We start from the raw sequence: 19,179 nt of genomic DNA on the forward strand, positions 1-19,179 counted from the left end.
AGTCACCAGCGATGTTCGAACCTGTGTACCGCGATAGGCCGGGTGCCGACGCGATGCGTCCGGCATCCGCCGAGCGGGCCGAGCAGATAGCCCCGGGATTGTGGTGCTCGCCGGGCTTGTCCAACTCGTATCTGCTTACCACCACCGAGGGACGGGTGATCGTCAACACCGGCATGGGCTTCGAGGGGCCGGTGCATCGCGCCAACTTCGACGCCGTGGACTCGTCACCGGTGCGCTACATCATCTTCACGCAGGGGCACGTGGATCATGTCGGCGGCCTGGACAGCGTGCGTGATCCCGAGACGATCGTTGTCGCACAGGCGAATTGGACGGCCTGGCGAGACGACAACGATCGGCTGATCCCCTACCGGGCCAACCGTAGCGCGTTCGCCTTCAAGGACACCCTCGCCGACGGTATTCGCGCCATCCAGCGGCGCCTGGGTACCACGCGGCTGCCCGGCCAGAGCGTGCCCGTCGTCGACCTCGACTTCGAGGACACCCTCTGCCTCCAGGTCGGTGGCCGGCGCCTGGAGCTGATCTCCGTGCCCGGCGGCGAGACCACCGACTCCCTGGTGATCTGGCTGCCGGACGAACGAATATGTCTGTGCGGAAACACCTTCGGACCGCTGTTCGGCCACATTCCCAATCTTGTCACCATGCGCGGCGACCGCTATCGGGACGCGTTGACGGCCATCGCGTCGGTGGACAGGGTCCGCGATCTGCGGGCCGACCTGATGGTGACCGGCCACTTCGAGCCGATCAAGGGCGCCGAACGCATCGATGCGGAGTTGGCTCGGTTGCGCGAGGCGATTGCGCACATCCACGATCAGACCGTCGCCGGGATGAACGCCGGCAAAGACGTCCGCACCTTGATGCGGGAGATCGCCCTGCCCGCGGAATGCGAAGTGGGCCAGGGTTACGGCAAGGTGGCCTGGGATGTGCGGGCCGTCTGGGAGAACTATTCGGGGTGGTTCCGTCACGAATCGACCACCGAGCTGTACTCGGTCGGATTCGATTCCGTCGCCGCTGATGTGGTCGAGCTCGCCGGTGCCGAGGCGCTGGTGGAGCGGGCCCGGGCACATCTGGCCGCCGACCGCGCACTGCACGCCATCCACCTTGCCGAGCTTGTTCCCGCGGACCACCCGGGGGTCCGTGACGTGCTGCGGGAAGCCCATGAAAAGCTTCTCGCCGGCAGCACGAACTTCTGGGAAAGTGCTTGGCTCCGCAGCCAGATAGCGAGGAACACATGACGTCGTTCGCACTACGGCCCGAGGACTTCTACCACACCGGCATCATCGTGCCGGACCTCGACGCGGCGATGGCCCGGCTGAGCGCGCTGGCCGGGTACCGCTGGATCACCCCGGTGAGCTACACCCTGCCGTTTCGCACGACGAGCGGAACCCAAGAGGTGACTTCGACTTTCGTCTACTCGCTGCAGGCACCGCACGTTGAACTGATCAAGGAGGTACCGGGGACGGCCTGGACGGCGGCACCCGGCAACGCGATCCATCACCTCGGCTACTGGACCGATAACCTGGCCGAGACCGCGAAGATGTTGGAAGACAACGGCTTCGCCTTCGAGGCGACCGCCGACACCGCCCCGCCGGATCTGGCGCTCTTCGCCTACTACGTCGACTCGGCGGGCACCCGCATCGAGATCGTCGACCGCGCGCTGTTCCCGGACTTTCCAGCCTTCCTGCAGGCGGCGGCCGGGCCGGAAGCGTAGTGGGGCCGGGCCGCAAATGCTCTTGACGGTGCTGCGCTTCAACTTCGCCTCCCCGCACGGTGATCCATGCACCCAGGCCACGCTCTTGTCCGCGGCGCTGGAACTCGCGCAATGGGGTGAGTCCCACGGCATCACCTCCATCAGCGTCGACGAACATCACGCGACCGGACACGGGTGGAGCTGCAATCCGATCATGGCCGCGGCGATGTTCTTGGCGCGGACGTCGACGCTGATCGCCAGCGTCGACTGCGCGCTGGGCCCGCTGTGGAACCCGGTGCGGCTCGCCGAAGACATCGCGCTCGTCGACAACATGAGCCGCGGCCGCCTGCACACCACCGTGGGACTCGGCTATCGCACAGTCGAATATGATGCTCTGCAAGCTGATTTCGGCCGGCGCGGTGAGCTGATGGACAGCCTGCTCACAAGGATGCTGGAGGTCTGGTCCGGCGGCGAACAGGAGAACGAAATCTGCACCGGCACCTGGACGCGGCCCCACCCACCGCTGTACGTCGGCGGCGGCGCTCGTGCCACGGCGCGCCGCGCGGTACGGTTCCGGCTGCCGCTCAGCCTGGCCGATCACCTGCCCGGCATCGCCTCGTACTACAGTGACCTGTGCGCCGAGGCAGGGATGTCGCCGTTCATCCTCATGCCGGGGCCGATCAACCGCGGCATGATCTACCTGCACGAGGATCCGGACCGGGCATGGGCGGAGCTCGGGAAACATATCCTTTGGGAGGCAGTCACTTACGGCCAATGGTCGACCGATCAGCGTTCGCTCATGCACTTGCCGGGAGTTCAGACGCTCGACGAGGTCAAAGCATCGGGACGATACCGTTTCCTGACTCCCGAGCAGCTGATCGCCGAAGTGCGTGACGCCGAGAACTACGGTCCGCTCGTGCTGCACCCCCTGGTGGGCGGCATGCCCGTCGACGCAGCATGGAAGTCGGTGCAATTGCTCACCGAGCGCGTGCTGCCCGCATTGACCTGACCGCTAAGCATCGAAAGCGATCGGCAGCGAGGCCGGGCCGCTGATTCCCGCGGGAGGCTTCCACGGCGCCGGGCCGATACGCCGGACATTCGCCATCCGTTGCGTGACCACCCGCAACGCTTCGGCGAGTTCGATGCGCGCGAGGTGCACACCGAGGCAGTAATGCGCGCCACCGCCGAATGTGAGGATCGGCGTGGCGCCTTCCCGCGTGATGTCGAGACGATCGGGATCCGCGTAGACCGACGGATCACGGTTGGCCGCCGCGGTGTTGACCATGACGTATGTCCCTGCGGGCACCTGAACACCACCCAGGTCGACGTCGCAGGTGGCGACACGCAGCGTGGCGAAGACGATCGGTGAATGACGAATGAGCTCCTCGACCGCATTCGGTGCCAGTTCGGGATGGCCGGCCAGCAACGTCCATTGGTCCGGATGGTCGCAGAGCGCCTGCACCGCCGCGGCCAACTGGTTTCGCGTGGTGTCGGTGCCCGCGTTGAGCAGGATCGCAACCAGATTGACCAGCTCGTCGTGGCTGAGGCGGTCGCCGTCCTCTTCGACACGCAGCAGGTCGGAGATCAGATCGTCGCCGAGCGACTGGCGGCGGCGTGAGATCAGGTCCACGAGGTAGACGTCGAGTTCCCGCCAGGCCCGCAGAATGGCGGACTCCTCGGCCGCAACGTTGCCCCCGAACGCCTTACTGAGGTCGTCGGCCCAGCGGGCGAACAGTTGCCAATCCTCGGCCGGTGCGCCCACCAACGCGCAGATGATTGGAACCGGGTACTGCCTGGCAATGTCGCGGACCATGTCGCAACGGCCTGCGGCGCGGTGCCGGTCGACCAACTCGCCGATCACCTCGGTACACGCCGCGCGCATCCGCTCGGCCGCCCGGGGAGTGAAAGCCCCTGCCACCAAACGGCGTAGCCGGCGATGCTGAGTCGGGTCGACCGACATGATGGTCTGGCAAACCCTGTCCCAAACCGGACCCGAACTGATGCCCTGCACCATCAGGCTGATGCCGCGCGGCATGGCGAAGCGCGAATCACGTAGCACGGTGCGGGCCATTCGGTAGTCGAGAATTTCGGGACCGAACTTGCCGAGCGCGACCGGCGCCTGCCGGTGCGCTTGCCGGATGATGCGGTGTGCCTCGTCGGGGTCGGTCGCGTCGTGATACGCGAAGGTGGGCCAACTGATGTCGAAGATGGTCGGCGCGTGAGCGGTGGTTGTCATGATGTCGACTATCGGTCGGCGCCGCCGCGACACCATCGGGCGAAATACCTAACTGTCCGGTGGTCCGACGCCCTAGCCAGGTACGGCCGGCGGTGAACTATCAGCAATTTTGCTGATGTTCTGTGATCTGAGTCGCCGCATGCTGGCTAGCATGAGCGAAACTGACTGGAGCGACCTGGCCGTGAGCGAACTGCCGACCGGAACCGTGACGTTGCTGCTGGCCGACGTCGAGGGCTCCACGCGCCTGTGGGAGACCCAGCCCGACGAGATGTCCGTTGCTGTGGCACGGCTGGACCAGACGCTGGCGGAGGTGGTCGCCGCCCACGGCGGGGTCCGGCCCGTCGAGCAGGGTGAGGGCGACAGCTTCGTCATCGCGTTTGCCCGCGCGACTGAGGCGGTGGCCTGCGCCCTCGATCTGCAGCGGGCGCCGCTGGCGCCGATCCGGTTGCGGATCGGGATCAACACCGGCGAGGTGCGGCTGCGCGATGAGGGCAACTACATCGGCCCGGCGATCAATCGCACCGCCCGGCTGCGCGATCTGGCTCATGGTGGGCAGACCGTGCTGTCGGGCGCGACCGAACTCTTGATTGTCGATCAACTTCCGCCTCATGTCTCGCTGACCGACCTGGGCACGCATCCGCTGCGGGACCTGCCGCGGCCCGAGCGGGTGATACAGCTCTGCCACCCTGACCTGCCCCACGATTTCCCACCGCTGCGTACAACCAAAGACGTTGTCACCCATAACCTTCCGGTGGAACTCACGAATTTCATCGGGCGCCGATCCGAAATCACCAGCCTGCGCGAGGCACTGGCGGGCAACCGGTTGGTCACCCTGACCGGCGCCGGTGGCGCGGGCAAGACACGCCTGGCCGTGCACGTCGCGGCCGAACTGGGGGACGACTTCAGCGACGGCGTCGGCTATATAGATCTGGCGCCGATCGCTCATCCGGACGTGGTGCCGGTTACCGCGGCCCGCGCGCTGGGACTGTACGACCAACCGGATCGCTCGACGATCGATACGCTGCTGCGGTTCCTTCGCGACCGCCAGATGCTGCTGGTACTCGACAACTGCGAGCATCTGCTCGATGCGAGCGCAGGATTGGTCGCCGCCCTGCTGGCCGCCGCGCCAAAGCTGACGGTGCTCGCGACGAGCCGGGAGCCGCTCGGGGTGTCCGGTGAAGCGATCTGGCAGGTGCCTTCGCTCTCGCTGGCCGACGATGCGATGGAGCTGTTCGCCGACCGCGCTCGGCTGGCGAAGGCCGAGTTCAGCATCGCCGACGACAACGCGCCCGCGGTGGCCGAGATCTGCAGGCGCCTCGACGGCATGCCGTTGGCTATTGAGCTGGCCGCGGCGCGGGTGCGCTCGCTGTCGCTGGACGAGATCGTCGACAGCCTGCACGATCGCTTCCGGCTGTTGACCGGTGGTTCACGCACGGCGGTGCGCCGCCAGCAGACGCTACGCGCCTCGGTGGATTGGTCGCATGCCCTGCTGACCGACACCGAACGAATCCTGTTCCGCCGGCTTGCGGTGTTCCTCGGTGGCTTCGACCTCGACGCGGCGCAGGCGGTCACCGGTGCCGACGGGGTGCAGCGCCACCAGGTGCTGGACCAGCTGAGCCTGTTGGTCGACAAGTCTCTGGTGATCGCCGAAAATACCAGCGGCACAACGCGATATCGGCTCTTGGAAACCGTGCGCCAGTACGCGCTGGAGAAGCTGGGCGAGTCCGGCGAAGCCGATGCGGTGCGGTGTCGACATTGCGACTACTACGCGTCGATGGCAGCCCTGCTCGACGTGCATTCCGCCAACGATCATGAACGGCGACTCCAACAGGCCGAAACCGAAATGGACAATCTGCGCGGCGCATTCGGTTGGAGCCTGGACAACTCCGACATCGACCGGGCGCTGGCCTTCGCCTCGTCCCTGCAGCCGGTGTGGCTCGCGCGGGGGCGTATTCGCGAAGGATGGGCGTGGTTCGAGGCCGCCCTCGGCTGCCTCGGTCCGAACAATGAAGACGTACCGGTTGGAGTCCAGGCGCGAGCGTTCGCCGACAAAGCCTTGTTATCCATCTGGATGGGCACACCTGACATCAAAGATGAGGCCGATCGTGCGTTGGCGCTGACCCGCCAAACCGGTGATCCGGCGCTGCTGGCTCGAGCGTTGACTGCCTGCGGCTTCGCCGCCGCGCAAAATGGTGAGCCGGCCGCGTCATACTTCGCGGAGGCGGGCGATCTCGCGAGGGAAATCGGCGATCAGTGGCTGCTCTGCCAGATCTTGGCCTGGCACGCATATGCGGCCACAAGCGTAGGTGAGCCCAACGCTGCGCGTCCGATCGCCGAAGAAGGGCGCGATCTCGCCGACGCAATTGGTGATCGGCTCGATGCGCGCCAGTGCCGGTATTGGCTCGCAATGACGCAGTTATACCAGGGCGATTCGGCGGGGGCTGCCCCGCACTTCCGGGCGATTGCCGAAGAGGCCGCCGAGGCTTGCGACCTGATCTACAAGGTCTACGGCCTGGCGGGCCAAAGCTACGCGCTGGCCTGGCACGGTGAGGTGCAAGCAGCCCGGTCCGTAATCGATGGGGCCATCGTTCCCGCGTCGGAGCTGCGCGGGTTCATTGAGGGCCTCGCATATTCAGCGTCGGGCCTCACGGCGCTGGCGGCGGGGGATGTCGAGACCGCTCAAGACGCCTGCGCGGCTGCCTGGAAGCAATTGAGCACGACAACTGGGAACGCCGTGGTGCAGCGTGCTTACAACGCGCAGGCCGCGTTCGCGGCAGGGGAACTGGTTGCCGCTCGCCGCTGGGCCGATGAGGCCGTTTCGACGACCGCGGGTTGGCACCGGATGGTGGCTCTCACGGCGCGCGCCCGGATCGTGATGGCACAAGGGGACACAGAGCAGGCTGAACGGGATGCCCAAGATGCCTTGGCGCACAGCGCCGAAGTGCAGGCCTATCTGGGAATCTCGGACACCCTGGAGTGCCTTGCGGTGCTTGCCGCCGGCGCCGACCGGCAACGGGCGGCGCGGCTCTTCGGTGCGGCAGCCGCCATCCGCCGGCGCATGGGTATGGCGCGATTCAAGATCTACGAGTCCGACTACGAGTCGTGGGTGAACACGCTCCGAGAATCCTTGGACGAGACGGACTTTGACGCCGCCTGGGCCGAGGGCGCGGCGTTGTCCGTCGAAGAAGCGATCGCCTACGCCAGGCGCGGCCGTGGCGAGCGCAAACGGCCGGCCAGCGGGTGGGAGTCCCTGACGCCCGCGGAGCTCGATGTCGTGCGCCTGGTCTGTGAAGGGTTGGGCAACAAGGACATCGCCGCGCGACTGTTCGTCTCACCCAAGACGGTGCAAGCCCACCTGACGCACGTCTATACGAAGCTCGGGCTTACGTCGCGCGTTCAGCTGGTTCAGGAGGCGGCTCGTCGGACGTGACCGAGCGCCGCTCGAGCCAGTCGGCCAGCGAACGCCCGGCGTCCAGGACGTGGCGTTCGGCGATGGTGCGCGCCCGCTCAACGTCTTTGTCGCCGAGCGCATCAAGTAGCTCCTGATGTTCGTCGAGTGAACTTCTCGTGCCCGGGGGACAGGGTCGTGAACCACCGGTCAACAGCCGGAGGCGATCGTGCGGGCTGTCGACGGCGAGTCCGGCGAAGCCGATGCGATGCGGTCCCGATATTGCGACTACTACGCGTCGATGGCAGCCCTGCTTGACGTGCATTCCGCCAACGATCATGAACGGCGACTCCAACAGGCCGAAATCGAAATGGACAATCTGCGCGGCGCATTCGGTTGGAGCCTGGACAACTCTGACATCGAAGCCACCATCGAGCCCGCCAACCGTGAACCCGCCGCCTCGGCGGTCAGAGCCGACGCGCGACATTCGCAGCACTATGTCCAGTCGATGCCCCCGCGGTGTCTGGCGTTCGCTCGGACAGGCGCGGCGCGAATCGGGTTCCCCACAGAGGACACATCGCCGAATCACACCGTTGACGAGGGCACACAGCCCGGCCCTATGACTAGACGTATATGACAAAACGTATAGTGAATTCATTGACAGGTGTGCGCGGCGAAGGTTTCATAGTCATATGTCCTATGGCACGATCCTGCGTAATGGCCGGTGGTTCGATGGCACCGGTGCGCCGTCGGCGATACGAAACATCGGTATCCGCGACGGGCACGTCGCCGCTATCTCGGCCGACGAACTCGATGCCACCGGCTGCTCGAACGTGATCGACGCCACGGGTAAATGGGTTCAGCCCGGCATGATCGATATTCACACCCACTACGACGTCGAGGTGCTTGACGCCCGGCGCTCTCGGAGTCGTTGCGACACGGCGTGACCACGGTGCTCATCGGTTCGTGTTCGATCTCGACGGTGCATGTCGGCGGTGTTGACGCCGGCGACCTGTTCGGACGCGTCGAGGCCATTCCGCGCAAGTACGTGATCGAGGCGGTCGACCGCAACAAGAGCTGGTCGAGCGCCCAGGAGTACATCGATGCGTTGGAGGCCCGGCCGTTAGGAGCCAACCTCGCCGCGTTCATCGGCCATTCAGACATGCGCACCGCAGTCATGGGTCTGGATCGCGCGACGCGCGACGACGTTCGCCCCACTGCCGCCGAACTCCGGCAGATCGACACGTGGCTGAATGACGCCCTCGACGCCGGCTTCATCGGGCTGTCCTCACAACAGTTGAAGTTCGACAAGCTCGACGGGGAGCCTTGTCGCTCACGCACCTTGCCGTCGACCTACGCACCCGTGCGCGAACTGCGCCGCCTCAAGGGCATCGTGCGCCGCCGCGGTCGGGTACTGCAATCCGGCCCCGACTTCGAGAACCCGTTCAATGTGGTGTCGCAGATGCTGCAGTCGTTGGGGATTTTCCGTAAGCGCCTCAAGACCACTCTGCTGTCCGCCGCCGACGTCAAGTCGAATCCTTTGTCGCCGTACATCATGGGCCCGCCGGCGCGGATGGTGAATCGCCTCGGCGCTGACTTCCGCTGGCAACATCTTCCGGTGCCGTTCGAGGTGTACGCGGACGGGATCGACTCCGTCATCTTCGAGGAGTTCGGCAGTGGTTGCCTGGCTCAGCATGTCGCGGACAGTCCCGAGCGCGACGAGATGATGCGTGACGAAGAGTACCGCGCACGGTTCCGTAAAGACTACGAAGACAAGTGGGGGATCCGCGTTTGGCAACGAGACTTCTTTGATGCCGAAATCGTCTCCTGCCCAGATGAATCCGTGATCGGTAAGTCGTTCGGTCAGATCGGGATTGAGCGTGGAGGGCTGCATCCGGTCGACGCCTTCCTTGACTTGATTCTCGAGCACGGCAAGGCGGTGCGTTGGCGTACGGTGATCTCCAACCACAGGCCAGAAGTGCTCAAGAAGTTCGCGCAACACCCGTCGATTCAGATGGGCTTCTCGGACGCCGGCGCGCACTTGCGCAATATGGCGTACTACAACAGTGGGCTGCGCCTGTTCCGCCACGTGCGCGATTGCGAGTTGGCAGGTAAGCCGTTCATGAGCATCGAGCAGGCAGTGCACAAGATGACCGGTGACCTCGGAGACTGGTATGACATCGACGCTGGACATCTGCGCCTCGGTGATCGTGCCGACCTGCTGGTAGTTGATCCGGAAAAGCTCGATGCACGGCTTGACGCCTACGCCGAGGACACGATCGAGCACTTTGGTGGCATGTCGCGCATGGTCAACCGCAACGACGAGACCGTGACCGCCGTAATGGTCAGTGGCCGCTTGGTATTCGCCGAGGGGAAGCCCACCGACATTGTCGGCAACGAACGCACGGGAAGCGTGTTGCGTGCGGGCCAGAAGATGCCGGCGGTCGCGCCGGCGCGGCCCACCCTCGTCGACGCCAAGTAGACAGATGACACGGGATGCGACGGGCCGAGGCATAAGTGATGGCCCCGACCGGGAGCCGGCTACCGGGCTAAGTTGATCAGCGCGAGAGCCGGATCAGGCGTCTAAGCGGCGATCATTCGCTGGCTGGGATGACTCAACGAGTGCGGCACGCAAGTGAGCGCACTGGCTGGCGAAGAACGCGACGGAGATCGGCGCGTTCGCTGCCAGTTGATCAAACGCGTGAAAGGCTCCCGAGGCCACCTCTTCGTGCACCGAGACACCTGCGTCACGATCTGCGATGTTAGCCCCGCGTCGCACGGGTGTCGCCCCAGGCGAGAACGAGAGCGCGCGTGCCGCACAGATACGGAGGGCACGCACCAGAGTGCGAGATGTAGTGCGGCCGGCGGAAACGGCGAATGGCTTGGCGGAGTGGGCCTCTGTTGTGTCCGTGGCCCGTCGGCCGACCTCCGAGCCATCACGAACCGGACAGCGTGCCCTCCAGTGCGGCCAGCATCCCGTCGACAGCGGCCGTACCACTCGATTCGTTGCAGGCCGCCACACCTTCACTAGACGAACTCAACATTGCGGATGCTGCGGGACTTACTCCGGGACGGACGCGCGAGCCTCGGCGGCACTGCCTGCGCCGACTGTTCTGGCGCAACCGCATCCGTACCGCCGAAGACGGGTCAGCGCACTCTTGCGCGGCGGCGCGGTGTTGGCCGGGGCGACAGAAGGCGAAGCGCCTCCAGCGCGGCGGCTTGCTGGGGATAGGCGATCGCCGGGCCTACCCAACGCGTCAGGAAGCGGCGCAATTCTGCTCCCTTGCGCACGGGTCGACCGGGATCTACCAGAAACGAGTTCAGGGTCCGCAAACAGAACTCGTTCAGCTCATCGAGCTCGGGATCGGTGAAACCATGCTGCTGCCAATCGACATCGAGGGTATGCAGCATCGAGCGGCCAAAGGTGATCGCCGCCTCAGTCATGATCGACCCGGTGTTTGCTTGATGGCGCTCATTGAGCACCAACCCGACCTGGCGGTCATCGGCCAGGCTCTCGATGGCGAACGCCATCCCCTCGACGAGCGCGGTGACGGGGTCGGTCTCGGGTTGCATCCGCGAGGACAATTGACCGAGGAAGCCGTTGGCCGATCGCATCGCAGTGGCGACCATCAGCGCGGCGGTGCCGGGAAAATACCGGTAGACGGTCTGCCGGGTGACACCGATGTCGCGGGCCACGTCGGCCAGGCGCATGGAGGATCCGCGTTCCTCGATGATCCGCTCCGCCGAATCGAGGATGCGGTCGATGGCCTCTTCATCGGACGCCGGGGCGTTACCGGACCAGCCATGACTGCGCACCACTAGCGTCGCCCCTGGCTGTCCAGCATCGTCATAGCCCGACAGTATCGCCCGCCACTCGGGCCACCAGCGATAACCCAGTCGCGTCGGCGCACAGGATGAGATCATCAAGCGCTCGCGGGAACAAGTCGGCGAGACTCCACAGATCCGGCAGCAGATCCGGGCAGGAGACCAAGCCCACACCAGCTCGCCGTCGAGGGACATGACCGTGACGGTCAGACCCGCCGCGGTCAAGATGGGTCCCATGGGATATAGGGCCCTGATGCGGCCGTACCAAGTCCGGGTCCTCCACCCACACGGGTGGTCGAGGTTCAGGCGAGAATCGGCCAGTTTCAGACGGAACTCGGCGACGTGTCGACGCGCGCCGACAGCATCGCACGAAGCGTGTCGAACTGGTGGCCGCCCGGCATCGTCGCTGTGTCCAGAACGACGATGAAACACACATTGAGCGGCCGCGTCGGGGTCTCGAGATGAAGAAAGAACGCATCCGGCCCACTGAGCCGCTCCATACCCAGGACTGTGGCGATCGATCGACTAATAGTCATATTTGATTCAAGGCGCTTCGCGCGGCTACTGACGACCGGCGTCACCAATCGACGCCTGATCGTAGTCACTCCGCGGGTCGCGCCGAAGGCGCTAAATATGCCGGTGAAATGGCCGTATTCATTACTGAGCATGCGCGGTCCACTCAGCCGCCAGGGCATACATCGGCATCGGCCGGTGACCGAAACCGCGTTGACAGCGTGATCTACATCATTGTCTAATAGACATATACCTGCTCGGTTATGGGCAGGAGCTCTGCATTGGGCGAAACCGACGCGGTCCCGTCAGTGGCGGGCGCGGGAGGAGGCACGGTGAACAAGGACGATCTGATCTTGATCAGCGTCGACGATCACATCGCCGAGCCGGCGGACATGTTCGACGCGCACGTCCCAGACAGGTACAAACAGTACGCACCTCGGGTCGTGATCGAGCCCGATGGAATCCATCAGTGGTACTACGGCAAGGTTCGCGGCCGGAACATGGGATTGAACGCGGTCGCGGGCAAGCCCCGGGAGATGTACAACGTCGATGCCTCGCGCTACGACGAGATGCGGCCAGGCTGCTTCAACGTCGACGAACGCGTGAGAGACATGAACGCCGGAGGCCAACTCGCCGGCCTGAACTTTCCTAACTTCACCGGCTTCTCGGGCCAGGTGCTCAACCAGGGGCCTGACCGCGACGTCAACCTGGTGATGATCAAGGCGTACAACGATTGGCACGTCGACGAGTGGTGTGGGGCCTATCCCGGTCGATTCATTCCATGCGGCATCCTGCCGTTGTTCGACGTCGAGGAGGCCGCAAAAGAGGTGAAGCGCCTGGCGGACAAGGGCTGTCACGCGGTGACGTTCTCGGAGAATCCCGAGGCACTGCAGATGCCCAGCATCCACACCAAGTACTGGTATCCGCTGTTCGAGGCGGTTTGCGAGAGCAAGACCGTGCTGTGCACCCATGTCGGGTCGTCGTCGAGATCGCCGATGGTGTCTCTGGACGCGCCCGCCAGCGTGATGATGACCGCGTCATCGATGATGAGCATGTTCACCTTCGTCGAACTCATCTGGGCCGAGTTCTGGGCCGACTTCCCAGAACTCAAGTTCTCGCTGACCGAAGGTGATGTCGGTTGGATTCCCTACTTCCTCTGGCGCTCTGAGCATGTCTTCAACCGGCACTCCGGCTGGACGCTTGCCGAGTTCCCAAAGGGATACGACGGACCCGCCGACGTCTTCAAGCGTCACTTCTACACGTGCTTTATCAGTGACAAGGTCGGCGTGAAGAACATGGACTGGTTCAACGAGGACATGTTGTGTTGGGAGTCGGATTTCCCGCATTCGGACAGCAATTGGCCGTTTGCGCCCGAGGACGTCGTGGAGACGATGGGCCACCTCGATGACGAGGTGATTAACAAGATCACACACGAGAACGCGATGGCCGCCTACTCATTCGAGCCGTTCAAATTCGTCCCCAGGGACCATGCCCGCGCCGGGTATCTGCGGTCACAAGCCACCGACGTGGACGTGGTAACCCATGTCGGGCACAAAGCCAGCCAGCGTGACCGGGATGCGTGGGCTCGGATGGCTGAGTTCGCCCTTCAGGCACAGCTGACCGCCGAGACACCCGGAATCGCTGGGCGCGCTACGCGTCTCGGCGACTGAGCGCGCCCGGCAACGTGGCTACGGATATGCTCGGTGAACCGCCGTTAGCCGACTGGCGGGTGCTGGAATTCTCCACTGGCATCGCCGTCTCGTACTGCGGAAAACTCTTCGCCGATGCCGGAGCCGAGGTCGTCAAGGTCGAAAAGCCGGATGGCGATCCGATGCGATATTGGCAGAGCCACGACACCGACGGAAACATCGGGTCGCCGGGCGTGCTTTTTGGCTACCTCGCCGAGTCGAAGAAATCCGTTGTCGCAGAACGAGGTTCGCTAGCAAATGACCTCATCGGCGGTGCGGACCTCGTGCTGAGCGACCTGACCACGGGGCCGACGCTGGACGAACTCGCCCGCGCCGCCCCCCATGCCGTCGTCGTGGTGGTGACGCCATTCGGCACCCACGGGCCGTACGTCGACGAGGGCATCGAGGTAAACGAATTCATCCTGCAGGCGATGTGCGGATCGACATGGGGCCGTGGCTGGCCGGGCAGCGAGCCGTTGCAAGCCGGCGGCCGCATCGGTGAGTGGCTGGCCGGCGCGTTCGCAGCGACTATCGCGGCGGCCACAGTCCGCCAGAAGCGAGCCACCGCGTCGGGGGCGGTCATCGACTTCTCGGTGTACGAGGCGATGGTGATCGGATTCGGCGGGCTGGCCGCGATGTCGACCAGTGTCCTCGCCGGAGATTCGCCGTTGCCTCCGCGAACACTGGAGCTACCGTCGATCGTGCCGACAGCCGATGGCTTGGTCGGCTTCTGTACCATCACTGCACAGCAGTTCCAGGACTTCCTGGTCTTGATCGAGCGCCCCGACCTCCTCGACGACGACGATCTCGCCTCTCTGGGTGGCCGGGTCCGTCGCCGCGATGAATTCCTCGAGATGGTGCATAACTGGGCGCAGTCCAAGACAACCGACGAGATTATCGACACCGCCGTCGCGCTGCGAATTCCCGTTGCACCCATCGCTACTCCGGGCAGCGTGACGTCGATTGACCATTTCGTGCAACGGGGTGTGTTCGTCAAATCTGTGCGCGGAGCTCTGCAACCTCGGGTGCCGTATCGCAGCAGCGCATTCGGCGCACGAACGGGTGTCGTCCCACCCGACGTCGGAGCTGATACCGGCGCGGTGCACTGGCCGGCGCGAACGGCCAGTGCTGTCGTCGATGACGTCAACGACCTTCCGCTGCAGGGAATCCGGGTGGCCGACTTCACCGCGTTCTGGGCGGGGCCGCTCGCTACGCAGGTGTTGGCAGGTTTGGGTGCAGACGTCATCAAGGTGGAAGGGGTGCGCCGCCCCGATGGCATGCGTTTCTCCGGTACGCGCCCGCCGAACTGGGACCAATGGTGGGAATGGGGCCCCACATACCAATGCACGAATACCAACAAGCGAAGTCTGACACTTGAGCTGAGCGACCCTAGGGGACATGCAGCGGCGTTGGAGCTGATCAAGCACAGCGATCTGGTGATCGAGAACTTCTCGCCGCGGGTGATGACGAATCTCGGACTCGAATGGGCCGCGGTGCAGTCGGCCAATCCGCGCGCGGTCATGGTCCGGATGCCGGCGTTCGGTTTGGATGGACCGTGGCGTGATCGGGTCGGTTTCGCTCAAACGATGGAACAGGCCACCGGCATGGCCTGGATGACCGGCGAAGCCGACGGACCACCTGTGTTGCCCCGTGGTGTGTGCGACCCGATCGCCGGATTGCACGCAGCTTTCGCGGCTATCGCTGCGATCGTAGTTCGCGACAGAACCGATGCCGGGATGCAGGTCGAGGCGACGATGGTGGAATCCGCCTTGAACATTGCCGCCGAGATGGTGCTCGAATACTCCGAAGACGGAATTGAGCTGCGACGGGATGGCAATCGTGGACCCGACGCGAGCCCGCAGGGCGTCTACCGGTGTGCGGGCGATGATGCGTGGGTAGCGATCTCGGTCTCCGACGAACTGTGGCCGTCGTTCACCCAAGCTATCGGCGCGCCCGAGCTGTCAGCCGACACCACGCTTAATCGACAGCAAGAGCGGCGCCGCCGCGCCGACTACCTGGACAAGGTCATCTCGGACTGGACGATGCAACGCACCCCAGCCGACGTCGTCGCACGGCTTCGCGCTCGTGGGGTCGCCGCCGCGCAGGTGACCGTGCAATCAGCCCTGCTCGACGATGAGCAGTTGCTGGCGCGTGGGTTCTGGGAGACGGTCGACCACCCAGTCGCCGGAACGTTCAAGTGCCTGGGGCTGCCTTTCACTGTCGACAACAAACCCCGCAATTGGGTGCGAACGCCCGCGCCGCTGTTCGGCCAACACAACGAAGAAGTCCTCTCGCGCTTGCTCGGCATCGCCGACGCTGAGCTCAAAGCCTTGGCGGAGTCCGGTGTGATCAGCGACCGGCCCGCAGGGTTGTGAGGCGGACATGGCGGTCTCGTTGTGCGTTCCCCCCCGGGCCGGCGAACTGTGCGCCCCCATCCGGTTCCTTCTGCGCCGAGAGTCGACGGTGATGGAGCTGACCTCGCGACACCGCATCACCGATGTCGAATGGGACGGCGACGAGCGTGCAGTGGTGCTGCGGATCGAGATCACCGATCCGCAGACCGCGCGGCCCGTCGACGTCCGATTCGACATCGTGGCCGCTGACACCGAGCGCCTCGACGACCGGAGCAAGAAGGTCGGCACCATCGTGCGCGACGGTCAAGCCTTCGATGTCCTGGGCACCTACCTGGGTGTGGTCGCCGACGAGAACTGAACGCCCGCAAGATATTCAGCACCGAAAGGACACCGTGGTCAGCGCCAAACCCACCGCAGCCATTGTCGGGGTGTACAACACCCGGCAAGGTCGCAGGCTGGACGGTGCGACGTCGCGGGCGCTGATGATCGAGGCGGTGCAGGGTGCGCTGAAGGACGGCGGTCTGCACGTCAGCGACGTCGACGGGATCAGCGCGGGTGCCGAGTCGTCTGCGCTGATCTACGATCTGCGCATCGGGCCGGCCTGGCAGGGATTCAGCTTCGGGTTGGGCATGGTCACCGAGGCTGCGGCCGCAATCGAGAACGGCCTCGCCGAGGTCGTCGTCCTCGTGTCTGCGCAAGCCGGCGACTATCGCGACCACGCGGCCACCGCGCCGTGGACTCGCCCGGAAAACGAGTTCGTCGTGCCCTGGGGGATGTTCACCGCCGCCGAGTTCGCGCTTATCGCGCGTCGCCACATGGAGGTGTACGGCACGACGCGCGAGCAGATGTCGATGGTTGCGGCGACCATTCGCAACAACGGCTCGGCCAATCCCGAAGCCGTGTACTACCGACGCGGTCCCTTCACCCCTGCTGACATCACCGCCTCGCGTATGATCGCTGACCCGTTCCATCTGCTGGACTGCGCGATGACCTCCGAAGGAGGCTGCGCGCTGGTGCTAGCCAACGTCGAACGATTCGACGGGGCACGGGGACCCATCTACATATTGGGCAGCGGAGCAGACTTTTACGGTCCGTCCTACAAGCATCCGCCGGCGTGGGACCTGACAGGTCACCGGGCGTCGCACCTCAATGGCTACGTCGGTCGACGCGCGGCCGACCTCGCCTTCGAGCAAGCGGGCCTTGATCGTGACGACGTCGACGTACTTGAGCTCTACGATCCGTTCTCCTTCGAGATCATCCGTCAGCTCGAGGCGTTTCGGTTCTGTCCGGATGGCGAAGGCGGCCCGTTTGTTGCCGACGGCCATATTGCCATCGACGGCAGCCATCCGGTCACGACCGACGGCGGGACGATGTCGTTCAGTCACGCCGGGGAGAACCCTCAAATGATGCAGCGCGCCATCCGTGCGGTCGAGCAGCTGCGCGGCCAAGCCGGGCCGCTGCAAGTTCCCGACGCGCGGGTTGCCTTGTGCAGCAACGGCGGAGCAGGGGCCTTGTTCATGACCGTTTTGCTGTTGGGAGCCCAACCGCGATGACCGCCAACGACGTGTTGTCACCGCAGACCGGGCCGGTACCACACAGCAGCACTCCGACGAGCAGGCCGTTCTGGGATGGATGCCGCGAAGCCAAGCTGCGTTACCAGCGGTGCGCGGAATGTGGCGAGGCCAATTTCCCCCCGGTGGACAATTGCCGGAACTGCATGTCGGACAAGCTGGGGTGGCGCACCAGCCGCGGGCGCGGCGAGGTCTACAGCTGGACGGTTGTGTATCGGCCGGTCACCGCAGAGTTCGCGGCGCCGTATGCGCCCGCGATCGTCACCCTGCGTGAGGGATACCAGATGCTGACCAACATCGTTGGCCTCAAGCCCGAGGCGCTGCGTGTCGGGCTGCGGGTGCGAGTCGAATTCTTTCCGCTGCAAGACGATCTGGTCTTGCCGTATTTCACCGCGGCCCACCGCGAACCAACCCGACGCACATCAACCAAGGAGACACGATGACCGACCGCACCACACCACCGGTCGCATTGAGGATCGGCGAGGCGAAACTGACCGAGGGCACTGGCGGTACCCATGGTCATGTCAGCCCGGTGAGCGGCAAAGTGGACGCCACGATTCCTCTCGCCGGTGCTCACGAGGTCGACCTCGCGGTGACCGCGGCGCGCGAGGCCTTCGCCGGCTGGCGGCGGACGCCGGCTCCCCAACGTGCTCGCGTCCTCTCGCGCCTGGCCGATCTGGTCGAGGAGAACACTGCGGAGTTCTGCCGGTTGGGCGCCCTGGACAACGGCACCCCGGTGTCTTTGGTCCCTGTCGCGTTGGCCGCGGACTGGATCCGGTATTACGCGGGCTACGCCGACAAGCCGCATTCGGAGATGACCGGATCGTTCACCGACGGTGGCGAACTCAGCTACAGCCTCGCCCAGCCGTACGGCGTGGTTGGGGCGATCATCACATGGAACGCACCGCTGATGTCGTTGAGCATGAAGCTTCCCGCAGCGCTCGCCGCTGGAAACACCGTGGTGGTCAAGCCATCTGAGCTGACACCTTTCAGCAGCCAACTGTTCGCCGACCTGGCGCTGCAGGCGGGATTGCCTCCCGGCGTCCTCAACGTGCTGCCTGGATGTGCGGACGCCGGAGTGGCGCTGATCGATCATCCGGGCGTGGACAAGATCTCGTTCACCGGCGGGGGTAAGACGGCCACCGCGATCCTGCAACGGTGCGCCGAGACGTTCAAACCCGTCGTACTCGAACTCGGCGGAAAATCGGCGAACATCTTTCTCGAGGATGCGAGCCTGGACATGGCGTGCATGATGGGAACCTTCTCAGCGGTCGGCATTCTCAGTGGGCAGGGATGCGCGCTCCCGACCAGGATGCTTGTCCACGAAGCGATCTATGACGACGTGCTTGCCCGCGTCGTCGGAACAGCAGAAGGCCTCGTGGTGGGGGATCCGTTCGCCGCCGAAACCGTATCTGGTCCCGTTGTCAGCGCTGAAGCGATGGAGCGCATCATCGCAGTGATCCGCCGCGCCGAAGCCGACGGTGCCAAGCTGCTCACCGGCGGCCATCAGCTGCGCGGCGAATTCCCCGACGGGTTCTTCCTTGCCCCAACGGTCTTCGCTGACGTCGATCCGCAATCTGATCTCGCGCAGAACGAGGTGTTCGGACCCGTGCTGGCGGTCACCAAGTTCAGCAGTGACGACGAGGCCATCGCCATCGCGAACGGCACAAGGTACGGGCTCTCCGGATATGTGCAATCGGCGAATCTCAAGCGGGCGTTGATGATCGCCGAGGAGTTGGTCACCGGTGAGGTGCTCATCAACGGGGCGCTCAATGCCAACGTGCGTCGGCCGTTCGGAGGTATCGGCGCCAGCGGCTACGGGAAGGAAGGCGGCCGCCAGGGCATCGAGGAATTCCTTCGTATCAAGAACATCGCGGTCGCGTAGTCATCAAAAAGGAG

General features: G+C 64.8%; 14 protein-coding genes and 3 pseudogenes. 11 read left to right on the forward strand and 6 right to left on the reverse strand.

Going from position 1 to position 19,179, the window contains the following annotated elements; genetic code table 11:
- Positions 1-11: 11 nt before the first annotated feature.
- The 3 genes from OQ789_RS11590 to OQ789_RS11600 are packed head-to-tail and all read left to right on the forward strand — an operon-like array spanning position 12 to position 2,714.
- On the forward strand, positions 12-1,250 hold the full coding sequence (locus OQ789_RS11590) for an MBL fold metallo-hydrolase (RefSeq protein ID WP_324685864.1): 1,239 nt from the start codon (positions 12-14) through the stop codon (positions 1,248-1,250).
- On the forward strand, positions 1,247-1,726 hold the full coding sequence (locus OQ789_RS11595) for a VOC family protein (protein WP_324685865.1): 480 nt from the start codon (positions 1,247-1,249) through the stop codon (positions 1,724-1,726). Before OQ789_RS11590 ends, OQ789_RS11595 begins: the two co-directional genes overlap by 4 nt.
- A gap of 16 nt (positions 1,727-1,742) precedes the next feature.
- Entirely contained in the window at positions 1,743-2,714 is a 972-nt protein-coding gene (locus OQ789_RS11600; RefSeq protein ID WP_324685866.1) for an LLM class flavin-dependent oxidoreductase, read from the forward strand.
- Between the two features lie 3 nt (positions 2,715-2,717).
- Here OQ789_RS11600 and OQ789_RS11605 read toward each other — a convergent pair whose 3' ends face one another.
- On the reverse strand, positions 2,718-3,941 hold the full coding sequence (locus OQ789_RS11605; protein ID WP_324685867.1) for a cytochrome P450: 1,224 nt from the start codon (positions 3,939-3,941) through the stop codon (positions 2,718-2,720).
- A gap of 100 nt (positions 3,942-4,041) precedes the next feature.
- A complete protein-coding gene (locus tag OQ789_RS25995; protein WP_420716100.1) occupies positions 4,042-4,488 on the reverse strand; it encodes a hypothetical protein in 447 nt (148 codons plus the stop codon).
- Between the two features lie 12 nt (positions 4,489-4,500).
- Between OQ789_RS25995 and OQ789_RS11610 the strand changes: the two genes are divergently transcribed.
- Positions 4,501-7,371 carry a LuxR C-terminal-related transcriptional regulator gene (locus OQ789_RS11610; protein WP_420716101.1) on the forward strand — a complete coding sequence of 957 codons (2,871 nt, stop codon included), beginning with the start codon at positions 4,501-4,503 and terminating at the stop codon, positions 7,369-7,371.
- On the opposite strand, the gene OQ789_RS11615 is transcribed toward OQ789_RS11610, so the two are convergent.
- Positions 7,325-7,669, reverse strand: a complete 345-nt coding sequence (locus tag OQ789_RS11615; protein WP_324685868.1) for an FCD domain-containing protein — start codon at positions 7,667-7,669, stop codon at positions 7,325-7,327. The genes OQ789_RS11610 and OQ789_RS11615 overlap by 47 nt on opposite strands.
- Before the next feature lie 352 nt (positions 7,670-8,021).
- Here OQ789_RS11615 and OQ789_RS11620 point away from each other — a divergent pair.
- A pseudogene (locus OQ789_RS11620) lies at positions 8,022-9,811 on the forward strand (N-acyl-D-amino-acid deacylase family protein).
- A gap of 665 nt (positions 9,812-10,476) precedes the next feature.
- On the opposite strand, the gene OQ789_RS11625 reads toward OQ789_RS11620, so the two are convergent.
- From OQ789_RS11625 to OQ789_RS11630, 3 genes and pseudogenes are all read right to left on the reverse strand, one after another.
- Positions 10,477-11,145 (reverse strand): helix-turn-helix domain-containing protein, encoded by a 669-nt coding sequence (locus OQ789_RS11625; protein WP_324686060.1) that lies wholly within the window; start codon positions 11,143-11,145, stop codon positions 10,477-10,479.
- Positions 11,146-11,176: 31 nt separating this feature from the next.
- Positions 11,177-11,397 (reverse strand): annotated as a pseudogene (locus OQ789_RS26000) (WS/DGAT domain-containing protein); the annotation flags it as partial.
- A 45-nt stretch (positions 11,398-11,442) separates the two neighbouring features.
- Positions 11,443-11,654 (reverse strand): annotated as a pseudogene (locus tag OQ789_RS11630) (wax ester/triacylglycerol synthase domain-containing protein); the annotation flags it as partial.
- 345 nt (positions 11,655-11,999) lie between these two features.
- Here OQ789_RS11630 and OQ789_RS11635 point away from each other — a divergent pair.
- The 6 genes from OQ789_RS11635 (at position 12,000) to OQ789_RS11660 (ending at position 19,165) form a co-directional block, all read left to right on the forward strand.
- Positions 12,000-13,337 carry an amidohydrolase family protein gene (locus OQ789_RS11635; RefSeq protein ID WP_324685870.1) on the forward strand — a complete coding sequence of 446 codons (1,338 nt, stop codon included), beginning with the start codon at positions 12,000-12,002 and terminating at the stop codon, positions 13,335-13,337.
- A gap of 26 nt (positions 13,338-13,363) precedes the next feature.
- Positions 13,364-15,730, forward strand: a complete 2,367-nt coding sequence (locus OQ789_RS11640) for a CoA transferase (protein ID WP_324685871.1) — start codon at positions 13,364-13,366, stop codon at positions 15,728-15,730.
- 7 nt (positions 15,731-15,737) lie between these two features.
- Positions 15,738-16,067, forward strand: coding sequence for a hypothetical protein (locus OQ789_RS11645; protein WP_324685872.1), 330 nt, complete (start codon positions 15,738-15,740; stop codon positions 16,065-16,067).
- A 70-nt stretch (positions 16,068-16,137) separates the two neighbouring features.
- The gene (locus OQ789_RS11650; protein WP_420716104.1) at positions 16,138-17,262 is read left to right on the forward strand and encodes a thiolase family protein; all 1,125 of its coding nucleotides are present in this window, start codon (positions 16,138-16,140) and stop codon (positions 17,260-17,262) included.
- Positions 17,259-17,723: a Zn-ribbon domain-containing OB-fold protein gene (locus OQ789_RS11655; RefSeq protein ID WP_324685874.1), complete on the forward strand. Its 465-nt coding sequence runs from the start codon at positions 17,259-17,261 to the stop codon at positions 17,721-17,723. The genes OQ789_RS11650 and OQ789_RS11655 overlap by 4 nt, the downstream gene beginning before the upstream one ends.
- A complete protein-coding gene (locus OQ789_RS11660) occupies positions 17,720-19,165 on the forward strand; it encodes an aldehyde dehydrogenase family protein (protein ID WP_324685876.1) in 1,446 nt (481 codons plus the stop codon). The genes OQ789_RS11655 and OQ789_RS11660 overlap by 4 nt, the downstream gene beginning before the upstream one ends.
- The last annotated feature ends 14 nt before the right edge of the window (positions 19,166-19,179 follow it).

Origin of the sequence: Mycobacterium sp. 94-17 (assembly GCF_035617725.1) — a bacterium.
In the GTDB taxonomy this organism is placed as follows: domain Bacteria; phylum Actinomycetota; class Actinomycetes; order Mycobacteriales; family Mycobacteriaceae; genus Mycobacterium.